Raw genomic sequence first — 14,607 nt, 5'->3', positions numbered from 1 at the left:
GGCGATCAGAACCCGGCGGCCAAGCCGTCGCGACGGGCGTCGCTCGCCGCCACATAGCCTTCCACTGCCGGCTCGCCCGCGCGCCAGATGAACTGGCCGGCGCCGAAATCCTGGTAGGAGTCGTTGATCACCTCGACCTTGTGGCCGAGCGCGCCGAGGCCTTGCACGAGTTCCGGCTTCATCGCCGCTTCGGCGTTGATCTCCAGCCCTTGGTTGAAGCGCCAGCGCGGCGCATCGCAAGCGGCCTGCGGGTTCTGGCCGTGGTCCAGCATGCGCACGAGGGTCTGCATGTGGCCTTGCGGCTGCATGTTGCCGCCCATCACGCCGAAACTCATTACCGGCTGGCCGTCCTTCGTCAGGAAGGCCGGAATGATGGTGTGGAACGGGCGCTTGCGCGGCTCCACCACGTTGGGGCTCTGGGCATCCAGGCTGAAGCCGTGGCCGCGGTTCTGCAGGCTGATGCCGAAGGACGGCTCCACGCAGCCGGAACCGAAGCCCATGAAGTTGCTCTGGATGAAGCTCACCATCATGCCGCTCTCGTCGGCCGCGGTGAGGTAGATCGTGCCGCCCTTGATCGGGTTGCCGGCCTTGAAGTCCTGCGCCTTGTTCACGTCGATGAGTCTGGCACGGGAGGCAAGGTAGGCGCCATCGAGCATTTGCAGCGGCGACACCTCCATCGACGATGGGTCCGACACGTAGCGGTAGGTGTCGGCGAAGGCCAGCTTCATCGCCTCGATCTGCAGGTGCTGCGAGGCCACGGAGTCGACGGGCATCGAGGCCATGTCGAAGTTCTGCAGGATTCCCAGCGCGATCAGCGCCGCAATGCCCTGGCCATTGGGCGGCATCTCGTGCACGGTGTAGCCGCGGTAGTCCTGCGCGATCGGCGCCACCCACTCGGGCTTCCAGTTCGCGAGGTCGCGCACCTTGAGGCTGCCGCCGTTGGCGCTCGAGAACTTTTCCAGCGCCTCGGCGATCTCGCCGCTGTAGAAGGCATCGCCCTTGGTGGCGGCGATGGCCTTCAGCGCGCGCGCCGCGGCCGGGAAGCGGAACAGCTCGCCGACCTCGGGCGCGCGGCCCCAGGGCAGGAAGGCCTCGCTGAAGCCGGGCTGCGACTGCAGGAGCGGCGTGGCGGCGGCCCACTTCTGCTGCACCACCGGCGGCACCAGGTAGCCGCGCTCGGCGATCTCGATGGCCGGCGCCATCAGGTCCTCGAAGGGCAGCTTGCCGAAGTGCTCGGACAGTGCGACCCAGCCGCCCACGGCCCCGGGCACCGTGACCGAATCGATGCCGCGCTGCGGCGGCGTCCGGGCGTCCTTGCCGTACTTGCGCTGGAAGTACTCCGGCGTCCACGCGGCCGGCGAGCAGCCCGAGGCATTGAGCCCGTGCAGCTTCTCGCCGTCCCACAGGATGCAGAAGGCATCGCTGCCCAGGCCGTTGCTCACGGGCTCGACGAGGGTCATCACGGCCGCGGTCGCGACGGCCGCATCGACCGCATTGCCGCCCTGCTGCAGGATGCGCAGGCCCGCCTGGGCGGCGAGTGGATGCGAGGTCGAGACGACGTTGCGCGCGAAGACCGGAATGCGGGTGGAGGTGTAGGGGTTGGTGTAGTCGAACTTCATGGCTTCAGTCGCTGATGATCTTGCGTTCGATGATGATCTTCTTCCACTTGGCGGCGTCCTGCGCCACCATCGCCGCGAACTGCGCGGGCGTTCCCGTGGCCGGTGTGATGCCCAGCCTGGAAAGCTTGTCGCGCACTTCCGGATCGCTCACCGCCTCGTTGGCCGCGGCATTGACACGCGCCACGAGATCGGCCGGCAGTCCCTTCGGCCCGTAGAGGCCGAACCAGGTGTTCGACTCGAAGCCCGGCAGCACGTCCGCGATGGCCGGCAAGTCGGGCGCAAGCGGGCTGCGCTTCAGCGAGGTCACGCCCAGTGCGCGCAGGCGGCCGTCGCGCACGTGCGGCATGCCGGTAGGCAGCGAATCGAAGAGCACGTCCACCTTGCCGCTGATCAGGTCGGGAATGGCGAGCGCCGTGCCCTTGTACGGAATGTGGGTGACGAACACGCCGGCCTGCGACTTGAAGAGCTCCGCCGTGAGCTGCACGATGGTGCCGTTGCCGCTGGAGGCGTAGTTGAGCTTGCCGGGGTTCTTCTTCGCGTATTCGATCCATTCGCGCACCGTCTTCGCCGGCGAGCTGTTGGGCACCAGCATGATGCTCGGCGCATCGCCCACATGCGCGATGGGCGCGAAATCGCGCACCGTGTCGTAGGGCAGCTTGGGGTTGATCGAGGGTCCGATCGAATGCGTGCTGGTGGTGGCCAGCAGCAGCGTGTAGCCGTCGGCCGGCGCCTTGGCCACGAGGTCGGAGCCGATCGCGCCGCCGGCGCCCGGCTTGTTGTCGATGACCAGCGTGGTGCCCAGCTTCTCGCCCATCTTCTGCGACAGGGTGCGCGCGAAGAGATCGGTCGCGCCGGCGGCCGGGAAAGGCACGACGAGGCGGATCGGCTTGTTGGGATAGGCCTGCTGTGCAAAGGCGGCGGGCCATGCCGTCGCGCACAGCGCCGCAGCGCCGGCACGTAGAAAGGTGGATCTCTTCAGTTTCATGGTTCAGATTCTGACGCTTTGGGGTCGGGGCCGTTCAAAACAAAAACGGCGCCCGAGGGCGCCGCTTGGAGAAGCCGGGAGGCTCAGTCCGGCTCGACGAAGGCTTCCTCGCGCTTCGACTTGACTGCAGGCAGCAGCACGATCACCACCATCATCGCCGCCACGATCAGCAGCCCGAGCGAGATCGGCCGCGTGACGAACACGCTCCACGCGCCACGGGACAACAGCAGCGCCCGCCGCAGGTTCTCTTCCATCATCGGCCCGAGGATCAGTCCCAGCAGCAGCGGCGCCGGCTCGCAGCCCAGCTTGATGAAGGTGTAGCCCACCACACCGAAGATCGCGACCATCCAGACATCGAAGGTGTTGTTGTTGGTCGAGTAGACGCCGATCGCGCAGAACAGCACGATGGCCGGGAAGAGCCAGCGGTAGGGAATGGACAGCAGCTTGATCCAGATGCCGATCAGCGGCAGGTTCAGGATGATCAGCATCAGGTTGCCGATCCACATCGAGGCGATCAGGCCCCAGAAGAGCTCGGGGTTGCTGGTCATCACCTGCGGGCCGGGCTGGATGTTGTGGATGGTCATCGCACCCACCATCAACGCCATGACCGGGTTGGGCGGGATGCCCAGCGTCAGCAGCGGGATGAAGGAGGTCTGCGCACCCGCGTTGTTGGCCGCCTCGGGGCCGGCCACGCCGCGGATGTTGCCCTTGCCGAAGGGCACTTCGCCCGGCTTCAGCTGCAGCTTTTTCTCCATGGTGTACGCCGCGAAGGCGGACAGCAGCGCACCGCCACCGGGCAGGATGCCCAGGCACGAGCCCAGCGTGGTGCCGCGCAGCACGGCGGGAAAGCCGTTCTTGAAGTCGGCCTTGGTCGGCCAGAGTCCATGCACCTCGGCGGTGTAGATCTTCCGCTCTTCCTCGGGGCGCGACAGGTTGGAGATGATTTCGCCGTAGCCGAACACGCCCATTGCGATCACGATGAAGCCGATGCCGTCGGTCAGCTCCGGAATGTCGAAGCTGTAGCGCGCGACGCCGGAGTTCACGTCGGTGCCGATCAGGCCGATCAGCAGGCCCAGCACGATCATGCAGATCGCCTTGAGCAGCGAGCCCGAAGCCAGCACCACGGCGCCGATCAGGCCCAGCACCATCAGCGAGAAGTACTCGGCCGGGCCGAACTTGAAGGCCAGCTCGGTCAGCGGGGGCGCGAAGGCGGCCAGGATCAGCGTGCCCACGCAGCCCGCGAAGAAGGAGCCCAGGCCTGCCGCCGCGAGCGCTGGACCGGCCCTCCCCTGCTTGGCCATCTGGTGGCCGTCGATCACGGTCACCACCGAGGACGATTCGCCCGGCAGGTTGACCAGGATGGCGGTGGTGGAGCCGCCGTACTGCGAGCCGTAGTAAATGCCCGCCAGCATGATCAGCGCAGCCACCGGCGGCAGTGCGTAGGTGGCCGGCAGCAGCATCGCGATGGTGGCGACCGGGCCGATCCCGGGCAGCACGCCGATCAGCGTGCCCAGCAGGCAGCCGACGAAAGCGTAGATCAGGTTCTGCAGCGTAAAGGCCGCCGTGAAGCCGATGGTCAGGTTGTCGATGAGTTCCATGGCAGTCGCTCTCAGCCGGTGATGAAGGTGGGCCAGACCTGGAACTGCAGCTTGAGCAGGACCACGAAGGCGACATAGCTGCCCACCGCCAGGATGGTGGCGAGGATCAGGCTTGCTTTGAGGCTGTAGCGCTCGCCCGCGAGGCCCGCGACCAGCACCAGCGCGTAGATGGCGGCGATCAGTCCCATGGCCGGCAGGCCGATGCCGGGCAGGCCGCCGAGCAGAATGCCGAAGATCAGGTTGGAGCCGATGATGAAGGCCAGCGGACGCCAGGCGATCTTGCCGACCGGCTCGCCGTCCACCGTCTCGATGGTCAGCGAGGTGAAGATCACGATGATCCCCAGGACGCCGAGCAGGACGCCGAGCATCAACGGAAAGTAGCCGGGTCCCATGCGGGCGCCGGTGCCCACGCTGTAGGTCGTCGCTCCCCATGCGAAGGCAATGCCGACGATGGTGAACATCAGACCCGCGAAAAAGTCTTTCTGACTTTTGATTTTCACGAACTGTCCCCTCGAAAAATTTCGAACAGCGGATTGTGGGGTCAGCTCCCGGTCAGGATCGATGTGGATACCACCTAGCGAAAGGCTAGGGTTACTCCGGAGGGACAGCCGCGCAGGTCGCGCTACTCGAGGGGCGGAGTGGCGCTCAGCACTTCATCGACCGTGGTCAGCCCTTCGGCCACGCGCAGGGCACCGGCCAGCCGCAGCGGCCGCATGCCGTCGGCCACGGCCTGGTGCCGCAGCGCCATCACGTTCGGCTCCTTGTCGACCAGCGTCTTGAAAGGCTCGCTCACGGTGAGCAGCTCGTACAGGCCCATGCGGCCGCGGTAGCCCGTCATGCGGCAATCGACGCAGCCCACGGGCTTGTAGGCACGCACCGAGCCGGTGATCTGCCAGGGCTTGACGAAGGCGCCGAGCTGCTCGCGCGTGACGCTCTCGTCGGGCGCCTTGCAGTGCGGGCACAGCGTGCGCACCAGGCGCTGCGCCAGCACGCCGAGCATCGTGGCGTTGATCAGGTAATTGGGCACGCCCAGCTCCATCAGCCGCGTGATGGCGCTCGGCGCGTCGTTGGTGTGCAGGGTGCTGAAGACCAGGTGGCCGGTGAGCGCGGCCTGCACCGCCATCTCGGCGGTGGCCAGGTCGCGGACCTCGCCCACCATGATGATGTCCGGGTCCTGCCGCATCAGCGCGCGCAGGCCCTCGGTGAAGCCGAAGTCCAGCTGCGGCTGCACCTGCGTCTGGTTGAAGGAGGGCTCGATCATCTCGATCGGGTCCTCGATGGTGCTGACGTTGACCTCCTCCGTCGCCACCCGCTTGAGTGTCGAGTAGAGCGTGGTGGTCTTGCCGGAACCGGTCGGCCCCGTCACCAGGATGATGCCGTGCGGCCGCGTCACTAGCTGCTCCCAGCGTTGCGCGTCGTGCTGCGCGAAGCCCAGCGCATCGAGGTCCTTGACCGCGGTGTCGGGGTCGAAGATGCGCATCACCATCTTCTCGCCGAAGGCCGTGGGCAGCGTGGACAAGCGCATCTCGACTTCGTCGCCGCGCATGTTCCGCGTCTTGATGCGGCCGTCCAGGGGGCGCCTCTTTTCCACCACGTCCATGCGGCCCAGCAGCTTGATGCGCGACACCATCGCGTTCATCACGCCCATCGGCATCTGGTAGGCCGGGTGCAGCACGCCGTCGATGCGGAAGCGGATCACGCCCTGGTCGCGCCGCGGCTCCAGGTGGATGTCGCTGGCGCGCTGGTCGAAGGCGTACTGCCACAGCCAGTCGACCACCTGCACCACGCTCTGGTCGTTGGCGTCGAGCTGCTTGTTGCTCTTGCCCAGCTCGACCAGCTGCTCGAAGCTCGCCCCGCCCGCATTGCCGCCGGCCTTCTGCGCCGCGCGCACCGACTTAGCCAGCGAAAAGAACTCGGCCGTGTAGCGCTGGATATCGGTCGGGTTCGCGACCACGCGCCGCACCGGACGGCGGGCCTGCCGCTCCACCTCGGCGATCCAGTCGGTGAGAAAGGGCTCGGCGGTCGCGACCACCACCTCGGCGGGCGTGACCTGCACCGGCAGCACCTTGTGGCGCTCGGCGTAGGCGGCGCTCATGGTGTCGGCCACCTTGCCGACATCGACACGCAACGGGTCGATGCGCAGGTACGCCAGCCCGGCGCGGCCGGCCAGCCATTCGGTCAGCATCTCCAGGTCGAGCGGCTTGCCATCGCCCTGGCGCGTCATCGCGACATTCGCCAGCCGCACCAGCGGCGGCTGGCGGCTCTCGGCCTGGCCGCAGCGCGTCATCGTGCGCTTGGCCTCCTCGGGCGAGATCACGCGGTCCTTCGCGAGCCACTCGATCAGCTGCCGCAGGTTGAGCGGCCCTTCGGGACGAGCAGAGGTAGCGGAGGCGGGAGAGGTCAGGACGCTCATCGGTCTGCAATCGGTTTGAACACCCGCAGCCATTTGGGCGCAGGCAGGCCCCAGCGAGTCTGGATGCTTTGGGCGCGCTCGGCAAGCTCGGGCCGCTTGGGACGGCTCGGGCTGCGCTGAGCCAGCACGATGGTGTTGCCTTCGCGCGTCGACCGGAAAGCCCACAGCGCTTTCTCGCCAAATGCGGCGGCGATCTTCTCGACGCTGCGCTCGTAGCTCGAGGAGCGGCCGAAGAGATTGACCGTCATGCAGCCATCCTCGGTCAGCAGCCGGCGGCAGTCGGCATAGAAGTCCTGGCTGTCGAGGACGGGCGCCGCCGCCTCGTGGTCGTAGAGGTCGACCTGCAGCGCATCGACCGTGCCCTGCCACGCGGGCTTGCGGATCTCGGTCTGTGCGTCGGCCACCACCACGCGCAGCTTGGCGTCGTCGGCCGGCAGCTTGAACCAGCCGCGGCAGGCCGCCACCACCTGCGGGTTGAGTTCGATCGCCGTGGTGCGCATGCGCAGCGCCTTGCGGCAGAACTTGGTGAGGCTGGCGGCGCCCAGGCCCAGCTGCATGGCGTGGCGCTTCGGCACCTCGGCCGGGTCGACGAAGAGCAGCCAGGCCATCATGCGCTGCACGTACTCGAGCTCGATCTCGAAGGGCGCGTCCAGCTTCATCGAGCCCTGGACCCATTCGGTGCCCAGGTGCAGGTAGCGCACGTCCCCGAAGTCGGAGAAGTTGACCTCGGGCAAGGCGCGCTTCATGGAACGGGCAGGTACTGCGCGATCACCTCGCGCCATGCCGCCGCCTTGCGTTCGAAGCTCCAGGATGCATGCGCCGGGCTGGACGAGGGCAGGCGATGGACCGGCACGCCGAGCGTGCGCGTGTGCCGCGCATGCCTGAAGCTCTCGCCGCCGTTGTGCGCGATGGCGGCCAGGGCCGGCAGGCGCAGCCCGGCGATGTCGTTCGGCACCGCATCGCGGATCGCCGCATCGAGGCTGCCCTCGCGCCTGCAGCGCGCGTACACGTCCCACACGCCGAGGCCGCGCGCGAGCAGCCATTCGCTACGCTTTTGATAGCTCTCGGGGCCCATGGGCAGCGGGCTGTCGGGCCAGATGGCTTGCAAGATTCTCCAGAACTGATTTTGCGGGTGCGCATAATACTGCCGCTGCGCGATCGACCGGACGCTCGGAAAGCTGCCAAGAATCAACAACACGCAAGTTTCCGAAACGATCGGCGCCAGCCCCGCGAGCATGGCGCTTGCGTCATCCGCGCGCCTGTCACATCGATCCATGACACTGGCCGGTTCGCGGGTCAACCGACATCCCAGAGGACAAGAAAATGAACACGGAAGCGATCTGGACTTTTCTGAGCACGCAAGGCGCGGATTTTGGCCTGAAAGTCATCGGCGCCCTCCTGGTGTGGGCGATCGGCCGCTGGCTGATCGGCCTTGCGCAGCGGCTGGTGGCAGCGGCACTGGAGCGCGGCAAGCGCATGGACGCGACGCTGAGCCGCTACCTGGTGTCGATCCTCGGCGTGCTCCTCAACATCGTCCTGATCCTCTCGATCCTGGACATGTTCGGCGTGCGCACCACCTCGTTCGCCGCGCTGCTGGCCGGCGCCGGGCTGGCGATCGGCGCCGCATGGGGCGGCATGCTGACCCATTTCGCCGCCGGCGTCGTGCTGCAGGTGCTGCGCCCTTACAAGGTCGGCGACTACGTCACGGTGGGCGGCGCCAACGGCACGGTGAAGGAGCTCGGCCTGTTCGGCACCACGCTGGTCACGCCCGACAATGTGGTCTCGACGGTGGGCAACAACAAGGTGCTCTCGGAGACCATCACCAACTTCAGCCAGCTGCAATGGCGCCGCGTGGATGCCACCGCGAAGGTGGCCAACGGCGTGGACGTGAACGAGGCCATCGAGCTGCTGAAGGCCGCGGTGCGCAAGATCCCCAATGTCTCGACCGAGCAGCCGCCCGACGTCGAGATCCTGCAGTTCACGCCCGAGGGCCCGCTGCTCGCGGTGCGGCCCTACACCCACACCGACCACTACTGGCAGGTGTACTTCGACACGCATCGCGCGATCGTCAGGACCTTCGGCGCGGCCGGCTATCCGGCGCCGGAGACACCGATCGCGCATCGCACCATCACGCCGCCCGCCGTGCCGGCCGAGGCGTAGGCAACAACGAGAAGCGCAACAACGAAGAAACCCGCCGGCGGCGGGTTCTTCGTTGGGCCTGCGCAATCGCGCGTCAGGCCTTCAGGGCGTTCAGGGCTTCTTCGCAGCTTCGTTCTGGGCCGTGCCCGGAATCTTCTCGCCGATCCTGTCGCCCACCTGGCGGGTCTTGTCGGCAGCGGCACCCGCCGTGTTGCTCACTGCCGTGCCGGTCTTGCCGGCGACCTCCTCTGTGGCATGCGCGGCCTTCTTGGTCCCGCTCTTGGTGGCGTTCCAAGCCTTCTCGGTGGTCTTCTTGGTGCCTGTCCAGGCCTTCTCGGCGCCGCTCTCGGTCGCGTTCACCGCCTTCCTGGTGCCGCTCTTGGTGGCATCCCAAGCCTTCTCGCCGGCGTTTTCCACCTTCTCGACCGTGCTCGGCTGTGCGCTCGGCTGAGTCTGGGTCTGCGCGGCGGCCGACAGGCCTACGGAGGCCAGTGTCAGCGCCAGCGCGGCGGGCACCATGCGGATCGATGATGTCTTCATTGGGTAAGCTCCTTTTGGATGTTGGAGTGACGAACTTGCCACCGTCTTGCAACGGCCACTCGAACACCAAGGATGACATCAAAAGCGCGCCCGAAACCCCGTTGGCGCCATATGCGCCATCGGCCTACGCGCTGCGCCGGCGATCCGCTGACGCGCCGATCAGCGCCGACAGACGCGGCAGCGCCGAAACCGCGTTGCGCGTGGTGGCTTCAGCCAGCGTCTCGAGTTCGATGCCGCGCAGGCCCGCCAGCACTGCGGCGATGCGCGGCAGCTCGCCCGGCTCGTTGCGGCCCTGGGGCTCGCCCTCTGCGCGCTGCGCCTTCGTACGGTAGAGCCACTGGGGCTGGATGTCGGGCGAGTCGGTCTCGAGCACGATCGCCTCGAGCGGCAGCTCCGTCGCGAGGCGGCGCAGCTGCAGCGCGCGCTCGAAGGTCAGCGCGCCGCCGAAGCCCAGCTTGAGGCCGAGCGCGAGGCAGGCCTGCGCCTGCTGAATGCTGCCGTTGAAGGCGTGGGCGATGCCGTGCCAGTGCCCATCGGGCGCGACCTGGCGCAGATGCTTGAGCACCTGGTCCACCGAGCGGCGCACATGGATGATCACCGGCAGCCCGTGCTTGCGCGCAAGCTGCAACTGAGTGTGAAAGAAGTGTGCCTGCCTGTCTGGATCGAGGCCGGGCACGAAGAAGTCGAGCCCGATCTCGCCCACCGCGACGAGGCGCGGGTCCTCACGGCGCGCCGTGAGTTCCGCATCGAGCTGCGCAAGATGCTCATCCTGCGCCTCGCCGGTACACAGGGGGTGGATGCCCAGCGCGTAGGCGTCGTCCTGCGTGTGCGCCAGCTCGCGCACCCTTGCGAAATTGGCGACCGCCACGGCCGGAATCACGCACAGGGCCACGTTGCGCTGCGCCGCGCGCGCCCGGACCACCGGCATCTCGCCGCCGAACTCCGGCGCATCCAGGTGGCAATGGGTATCGACGAAGACGGCCATCGGCCGATGATGCCCGAAGGCATGCACAGGCGCGGAAAGCGTGCTACCGTGCCTGCTCACGCGTGGACTTTTTTAGCCGGAGGTGTCCCGATGCGCAGGCCAGCTTTCTACAGTCGCTCGCCCCGCACGCCGCTCGATGACGCGGCAGATGCCGGGACGCCGCAGCAGCCCGACGGGTCCCCCGGCGACGCAACGGCTCCGGCCGCGGCGCCTGCCGCCAAGCGGCGCTGGCAGCCCGGCCGCCGCAGCTTCGCGCTGCTGCTCGCCGTCAGCCTCGGATCGGCCGCCACCAGCGTCGCGCTGTGGCCGCGCCAGAACATCCGGCAGTACACGCAGAAGGACATCGACGCCGCCGTCCTGCGCACCCTGCAGACCGCCACCCTGCCCTCGCCGGCCGCCAAGGCCGCGGACATCATCCGCCCCTCCGTGGTGCGCGTGGTGGGCTACGGTCCCGAGAAGAAGACGCCAGAGGCCCAGACCCAGAAGCAGGGCCGCAACCTGGCCAAGGGCAAGCCGCCGGAGGCACAGCCGGACGAGCCGCCCGGCGAGGTGGAGCGTGGCGTCGGCACCGGCGTGGTGATCGTCGACAAGGGCATCATCCTCACCAACCTGCACGTGGTCGCGGGCGCCGAGAAGATCAAGGTCACCTTTGCCGATGGCCTCGAGGCGCCCGCCGTCATCACCGGCGTGCAGCCCGAGAACGACCTCGCGGTGCTGCAGGCGCAGAAGCTGCCCGACGACCTGATCCCGGCCGTGATGCGCTCGACTGCCGACCTGCAGCCGGGCGACCAGGTGGCCGCCGTCGGCTTTCCCTTCGGCATCGGTCCCTCGGTCTCCGCCGGCGTGGTCTCGGGCCTCAAGCGCTCCTTCCGCTCGCCCGAAGGCAAGCAGGAGCTGGGCAACCTGATCCAGTTCGACGCCGCCGCCAACCCCGGCAACTCGGGCGGACCGCTCGTCAACATGAACGGCGAGGTGCTCGGCATCGTCACCGCCATCCTCAACCCGACGCAGCAGCGCACGTTCATTGGCATCGGATTTGCTGTGCCGATCGAGAACGCCGCCTCGGCTGCCGGTTCGCCGCCTTTCTGAAACGCTTCTGAAACGCTTCTGAAGCGCTTTTGAAACGCTCTTCCTCCTGGCCCCGCACATAGAAAGCACCGCATGAGCACAGAGACCGAACCGACCCCCGCGTCTTCCGCCAACACGGCCGAGCTGATGGAGCAGATCCTCTACCAGGTCAAGCGCGTCGTCGTCGGCCAGGACCGCTTCCTGGAACGCGTGATGGTCGCGGTGCTGGCGGGCGGCCACCTCCTGGTCGAAGGCGTGCCGGGCCTGGCCAAGACCCTCACCGTCAAGACCCTGGCCGATGCGGTGCGCGGCCGCTTCAAGCGCATCCAGTTCACGCCCGACCTGGTGCCGGCCGACCTGGTGGGCACGCGCATCTACAACCAGAAGACCGGCGAATTCAGCACCTCGCTCGGCCCGGTGTTCGCCAACCTGCTGCTGGCCGACGAAATCAACCGTGCTCCAGCCAAGGTACAGAGTGCGCTGCTCGAAGTGATGCAGGAGCGACAGGTCACGATCGCCGGCGAAACCCACCGCGTGCCGCGCCCGTTCCTGGTCATGGCCACGCAGAACCCCATCGAGACCGAGGGCACCTACCCGTTGCCGGAGGCGCAGGTCGACCGCTTCATGATGAAGGTGCTGGTCGACTACCCGACCGACGAGGAAGAGTTCGTGATCGTCGAGCGCGTGATCGGCCCGGCGGTCGAGGCGATGGCGGTAGCAACCACCGAGCAGCTCGCAACGCTGCAGGCCGAGGCGCGGCAGGTGTATGTCGATCCCTCGCTCATCCAGTACGCGGTCAAGCTCGTGTCGGCCACGCGCACGCCCGAGCGACATGGGCTGAAGGACATGCGCCGCTTCATCACCTACGGGGCCAGCCCGCGTGCCAGCATCAACCTGACCGAGGGCGCGCGCGCACTGGCGCTGTTGCGCGGCCGCAGCTACGCGCTGCCCGAGGACATGACGGCCCTGGTCCCCGATGTGCTGCGGCACCGCGTGACACTGTCCTACGAGGGCCTCTCGGAAGGGCTCACGCCCGACGGCCTGATCGACCGCATCATGCGGGCCGTGCCGCCGCCGGCCAAGCCGCTCGAACATGAAAAGCTGGTGGCCTAGCCGACGCCCAGCGGCCAACGACGAACAGCTCGCGGCTGCCGAGGCCGCGGCCGGCGGCGCCGAGCGCGCGCTGCGCCGGCTCGAGTGGACCGTCGTCCGCCGGCTCGACGGCCTGCTGCAGGGCGACTACCGCACGCTGATGCGCGGCACCGGCCTGGACCTGGCCGACCTGCGCGAGTACCAGCACCACGACGACGTGCGCCATATCGACTGGAACGTCACCGCCCGCCTGCAGACGCCGCATGTGCGCGTGTTCACCGAAGACCGCGAGATGGCGGCCTGGTTCATCCTCGACCTGAGCCGCTCGGTGGACTTCGGCTCCGGCCGCAAGGCCAAGCGCGAGATCTCGGCCGGCTTCGTCGGCGTGATCGCGCGTCTGCTCACGCGGCACGGCAACCGCGTCGGCGCGCTGGTCTACGGCAACGACGTCGAGGCGGTGATTCCGCCACGCACCGGCAGGCGCCACGTGCTTCACCTGCTGCACGCCATGGAGCGCCGCGCCGCCCAGAAGGACCAGCCCAGGCAGAAGGGGATGACCCGCCTGGCCGAGCTGCTCAAGTCCGCGGCCGTGCTGATGCCGCGCCGCTCGACGGTGTTCGTGGTGTCCGACTTCCTCAGCGAGCCCGGCTGGGACCGCGCGCTCGCCCAACTGGTGCGGCGCCACGAGGTGGTGGCCGTTCGCCTCTTCGATCCGCTCGAGCTCGACCTGCCCGATCTTGGCCTGGTTCCGCTCACCGACGCCGAGACCGGCGAGCAGATCTGGGTCGACACGCACGACGCCGGTTTCCGCAAGCGCTTTGCCCGCCTTGCCGCCGAGCGCGAAAATACCTTGCGCGAGACGCTGGCCAAGGTCGGCGTCGACACGCTCGAACTCTCAACCAACGACGATCTGGTGGAAGCGATCGTGCGCTTTGCCGACATGCGCAAGCGCCGGGTGCGCACCGGCTCGTCCCAGCCCAAGGCGGTGGCAGCATGAACTTCCTCTGGCCTCAATTCCTCTGGCTACTGGCCGCGGTGCCCCTGCTGGTGCTGCTTTATGTCTGGCTGTTGCGGCGCAAGAAGAAGCTGGCGCTGCGTTACGCCAGCCTGTCGATCGTGCGCGAGGCGATGGGCGTGCGCCAGAGCGTGCGGCGTCACATCCCGCCCTTCCTGTTCCTGCTCGCGATGGTCGCGATGCTGATCGCCGCCGCGCGGCCGATGGCGGTGGTGGTGCTGCCCTCCAACCAGCAGACCATCATCCTCGCGATGGACGTGTCGGGCAGCATGCGCGCAGCCGACGTCCAGCCCAACCGGCTGGTGGCTGCGCAGGAAGCGGCCAAGGCCTTCCTGAAGGACCTGCCGCGCCACGTGAAGGTCGGCATCGTCGCCTTCGCGGGCAGCGCCAATGTCGCGCAGCTGCCCACGACCAACCGCGAGGACCTGGTCCAGGCGATCGATTCTTTCCAGCTGCAGCGCGCCACCGCCACCGGCAACGCGATCGTCGTCTCGCTGGCCACGCTGTTCCCCGATGCCGGCATCGACATCGCGAACTTCGGTCCGCAGGCCAGCAACAACAACCGCGCGCGTGGCGTCCCGCTCGACCAGGCCGGCAAGCCGCCGCCCAAGGAGTTCACGCCCGTTCCGCCGGGCTCGTACACCTCGGCGGCCATCATCATGCTGACCGACGGCCAGCGCACCACCGGCGTCGACCCGCTCGACGCGGCCAAGGTCGCGGCCGAGCGCGGCGTGCGTGTCTACACGGTCGGCATCGGCACCGTGGACGGCGAGACCATCGGCTTCGAAGGCTGGTCGATGCGCGTGCGCCTCGACGAGGAAACGCTCAAGGCCATCGCCAACAAGACCCAGGCCGAGTACTACTATGCGGGCACCGCGGCCGACCTCACCAAGGTCTATAACACGCTGAGCTCGCGGCTCACGGTCGAGAAGAAGGAAACAGAGATCTCGGCCCTGTTCGCGCTCGGTGCCGCCGTGCTGGCGCTGCTGTCGGCGGGGCTCTCGCTGCTCTGGTTCAACCGCATCTTGTAGGCAAGCGCTGCACGGTTGCTTGCCATCGTGCGCTTTGCTTTGTTTGCGGCGCGACGCGAGTGCAATGCTGCTCGCGCCGTTTTCATCGCCGCCAGGCCCCTGTCCTGCGGGCTCAGTGCTCT

At 67.8% G+C, this 14,607-nt stretch carries 14 protein-coding genes; 5 read left to right on the top strand and 9 right to left on the bottom strand.

Annotated elements, in window-relative coordinates; translation table 11 throughout:
* Positions 1–5: 5 nt before the first annotated feature.
* The 7 genes from ACMGEZ_RS02045 to ACMGEZ_RS02015 all read right to left on the bottom strand — a co-directional run bounded on the left by ACMGEZ_RS02045 (position 6) and on the right by ACMGEZ_RS02015 (position 7,852).
* Positions 6–1,619: a gamma-glutamyltransferase family protein gene (locus ACMGEZ_RS02045; protein WP_436820568.1), complete on the bottom strand. Its 1,614-nt coding sequence runs from the start codon at positions 1,617–1,619 to the stop codon at positions 6–8.
* 4 nt (positions 1,620–1,623) lie between these two features.
* Positions 1,624–2,598: a Bug family tripartite tricarboxylate transporter substrate binding protein gene (locus ACMGEZ_RS02040; RefSeq protein ID WP_436820810.1), complete on the bottom strand. Its 975-nt coding sequence runs from the start codon at positions 2,596–2,598 to the stop codon at positions 1,624–1,626.
* Positions 2,599–2,687: 89 nt separating this feature from the next.
* Positions 2,688–4,202: a tripartite tricarboxylate transporter permease gene (locus ACMGEZ_RS02035; RefSeq protein ID WP_436820567.1), complete on the bottom strand. Its 1,515-nt coding sequence runs from the start codon at positions 4,200–4,202 to the stop codon at positions 2,688–2,690.
* Between the two features lie 11 nt (positions 4,203–4,213).
* Positions 4,214–4,702, bottom strand: a complete 489-nt coding sequence (locus tag ACMGEZ_RS02030) for a tripartite tricarboxylate transporter TctB family protein (RefSeq protein ID WP_436820566.1) — start codon at positions 4,700–4,702, stop codon at positions 4,214–4,216.
* 122 nt (positions 4,703–4,824) lie between these two features.
* Positions 4,825–6,615 carry a type IV pilus assembly ATPase TfpB gene (gene tfpB / locus ACMGEZ_RS02025; protein ID WP_436820565.1) on the bottom strand — a complete coding sequence of 597 codons (1,791 nt, stop codon included), beginning with the start codon at positions 6,613–6,615 and terminating at the stop codon, positions 4,825–4,827.
* Positions 6,612–7,361, bottom strand: a complete 750-nt coding sequence (locus tag ACMGEZ_RS02020; RefSeq protein WP_436820564.1) for a class I SAM-dependent methyltransferase — start codon at positions 7,359–7,361, stop codon at positions 6,612–6,614. The genes tfpB and ACMGEZ_RS02020 overlap by 4 nt, the downstream gene beginning before the upstream one ends.
* Positions 7,358–7,852, bottom strand: coding sequence for a DNA-deoxyinosine glycosylase (locus ACMGEZ_RS02015; protein ID WP_436820563.1), 495 nt, complete (start codon positions 7,850–7,852; stop codon positions 7,358–7,360). Before ACMGEZ_RS02015 ends, ACMGEZ_RS02020 begins: the two co-directional genes overlap by 4 nt.
* Positions 7,853–7,938: 86 nt before the next feature.
* On the opposite strand from ACMGEZ_RS02015, the gene ACMGEZ_RS02010 reads away from it, so the two are divergent.
* Positions 7,939–8,775, top strand: coding sequence for a mechanosensitive ion channel family protein (locus tag ACMGEZ_RS02010; RefSeq protein WP_436820562.1), 837 nt, complete (start codon positions 7,939–7,941; stop codon positions 8,773–8,775).
* 90 nt (positions 8,776–8,865) lie between these two features.
* Here the strand turns inward: ACMGEZ_RS02010 and ACMGEZ_RS02005 are convergent, their stop codons facing one another.
* Both ACMGEZ_RS02005 and ACMGEZ_RS02000 read right to left on the bottom strand, forming a co-directional pair.
* Entirely contained in the window at positions 8,866–9,294 is a 429-nt protein-coding gene (locus ACMGEZ_RS02005) for a hypothetical protein (protein WP_436820561.1), read from the bottom strand.
* A gap of 124 nt (positions 9,295–9,418) precedes the next feature.
* The gene (locus ACMGEZ_RS02000; protein WP_436820560.1) at positions 9,419–10,279 is read right to left on the bottom strand and encodes a TatD family hydrolase; all 861 of its coding nucleotides are present in this window, start codon (positions 10,277–10,279) and stop codon (positions 9,419–9,421) included.
* Positions 10,280–10,369: 90 nt separating this feature from the next.
* Here ACMGEZ_RS02000 and ACMGEZ_RS01995 point away from each other — a divergent pair, with 90 nt between their 5' ends.
* From ACMGEZ_RS01995 to ACMGEZ_RS01980, 4 genes are all read left to right on the top strand, one after another.
* Positions 10,370–11,368 carry a S1C family serine protease gene (locus tag ACMGEZ_RS01995; protein WP_436820559.1) on the top strand — a complete coding sequence of 333 codons (999 nt, stop codon included), beginning with the start codon at positions 10,370–10,372 and terminating at the stop codon, positions 11,366–11,368.
* 72 nt (positions 11,369–11,440) lie between these two features.
* Positions 11,441–12,460: an AAA family ATPase gene (locus ACMGEZ_RS01990; RefSeq protein ID WP_436820558.1), complete on the top strand. Its 1,020-nt coding sequence runs from the start codon at positions 11,441–11,443 to the stop codon at positions 12,458–12,460.
* Complete coding sequence (locus ACMGEZ_RS01985; RefSeq protein WP_436820557.1) at positions 12,441–13,436, top strand: DUF58 domain-containing protein; 996 nt, start codon at positions 12,441–12,443, stop codon at positions 13,434–13,436. The genes ACMGEZ_RS01990 and ACMGEZ_RS01985 overlap by 20 nt, the downstream gene beginning before the upstream one ends.
* Positions 13,433–14,485 carry a VWA domain-containing protein gene (locus ACMGEZ_RS01980; RefSeq protein WP_436820556.1) on the top strand — a complete coding sequence of 351 codons (1,053 nt, stop codon included), beginning with the start codon at positions 13,433–13,435 and terminating at the stop codon, positions 14,483–14,485. The genes ACMGEZ_RS01985 and ACMGEZ_RS01980 overlap by 4 nt, the downstream gene beginning before the upstream one ends.
* Positions 14,486–14,607 lie beyond the last annotated feature (122 nt).

It is taken from the genome of Variovorax stachyos (genome assembly GCF_051400855.1).
In the GTDB taxonomy this organism is placed as follows: domain Bacteria; phylum Pseudomonadota; class Gammaproteobacteria; order Burkholderiales; family Burkholderiaceae_C; genus Variovorax.
The sequence above is the reverse complement of the archived record's forward strand: the minus strand, read 5'-3'. Positions and strand labels throughout refer to the sequence as shown.

Coding starts and splice junctions, on each gene's coding strand:
- ACMGEZ_RS02045 (WP_436820568.1), bottom strand. CDS start 1,619: ATGAAGTTCGACTACACCAACCCCTACACCTCCACCCGCATTCCGGTC.
- ACMGEZ_RS02035 (WP_436820567.1), bottom strand. CDS start 4,202: ATGGAACTCATCGACAACCTGACCATCGGCTTCACGGCGGCCTTTACG.
- tfpB (WP_436820565.1), bottom strand. CDS start 6,615: ATGAGCGTCCTGACCTCTCCCGCCTCCGCTACCTCTGCTCGTCCCGAA.
- ACMGEZ_RS02020 (WP_436820564.1), bottom strand. CDS start 7,361: ATGAAGCGCGCCTTGCCCGAGGTCAACTTCTCCGACTTCGGGGACGTG.
- ACMGEZ_RS02015 (WP_436820563.1), bottom strand. CDS start 7,852: ATGCTCGCGGGGCTGGCGCCGATCGTTTCGGAAACTTGCGTGTTGTTG.
- ACMGEZ_RS02010 (WP_436820562.1), top strand. CDS start 7,939: ATGAACACGGAAGCGATCTGGACTTTTCTGAGCACGCAAGGCGCGGAT.
- ACMGEZ_RS02005 (WP_436820561.1), bottom strand. CDS start 9,294: ATGAAGACATCATCGATCCGCATGGTGCCCGCCGCGCTGGCGCTGACA.
- ACMGEZ_RS02000 (WP_436820560.1), bottom strand. CDS start 10,279: ATGGCCGTCTTCGTCGATACCCATTGCCACCTGGATGCGCCGGAGTTC.
- ACMGEZ_RS01995 (WP_436820559.1), top strand. CDS start 10,370: ATGCGCAGGCCAGCTTTCTACAGTCGCTCGCCCCGCACGCCGCTCGAT.
- ACMGEZ_RS01990 (WP_436820558.1), top strand. CDS start 11,441: ATGAGCACAGAGACCGAACCGACCCCCGCGTCTTCCGCCAACACGGCC.
- ACMGEZ_RS01985 (WP_436820557.1), top strand. CDS start 12,441: ATGAAAAGCTGGTGGCCTAGCCGACGCCCAGCGGCCAACGACGAACAG.
- ACMGEZ_RS01980 (WP_436820556.1), top strand. CDS start 13,433: ATGAACTTCCTCTGGCCTCAATTCCTCTGGCTACTGGCCGCGGTGCCC.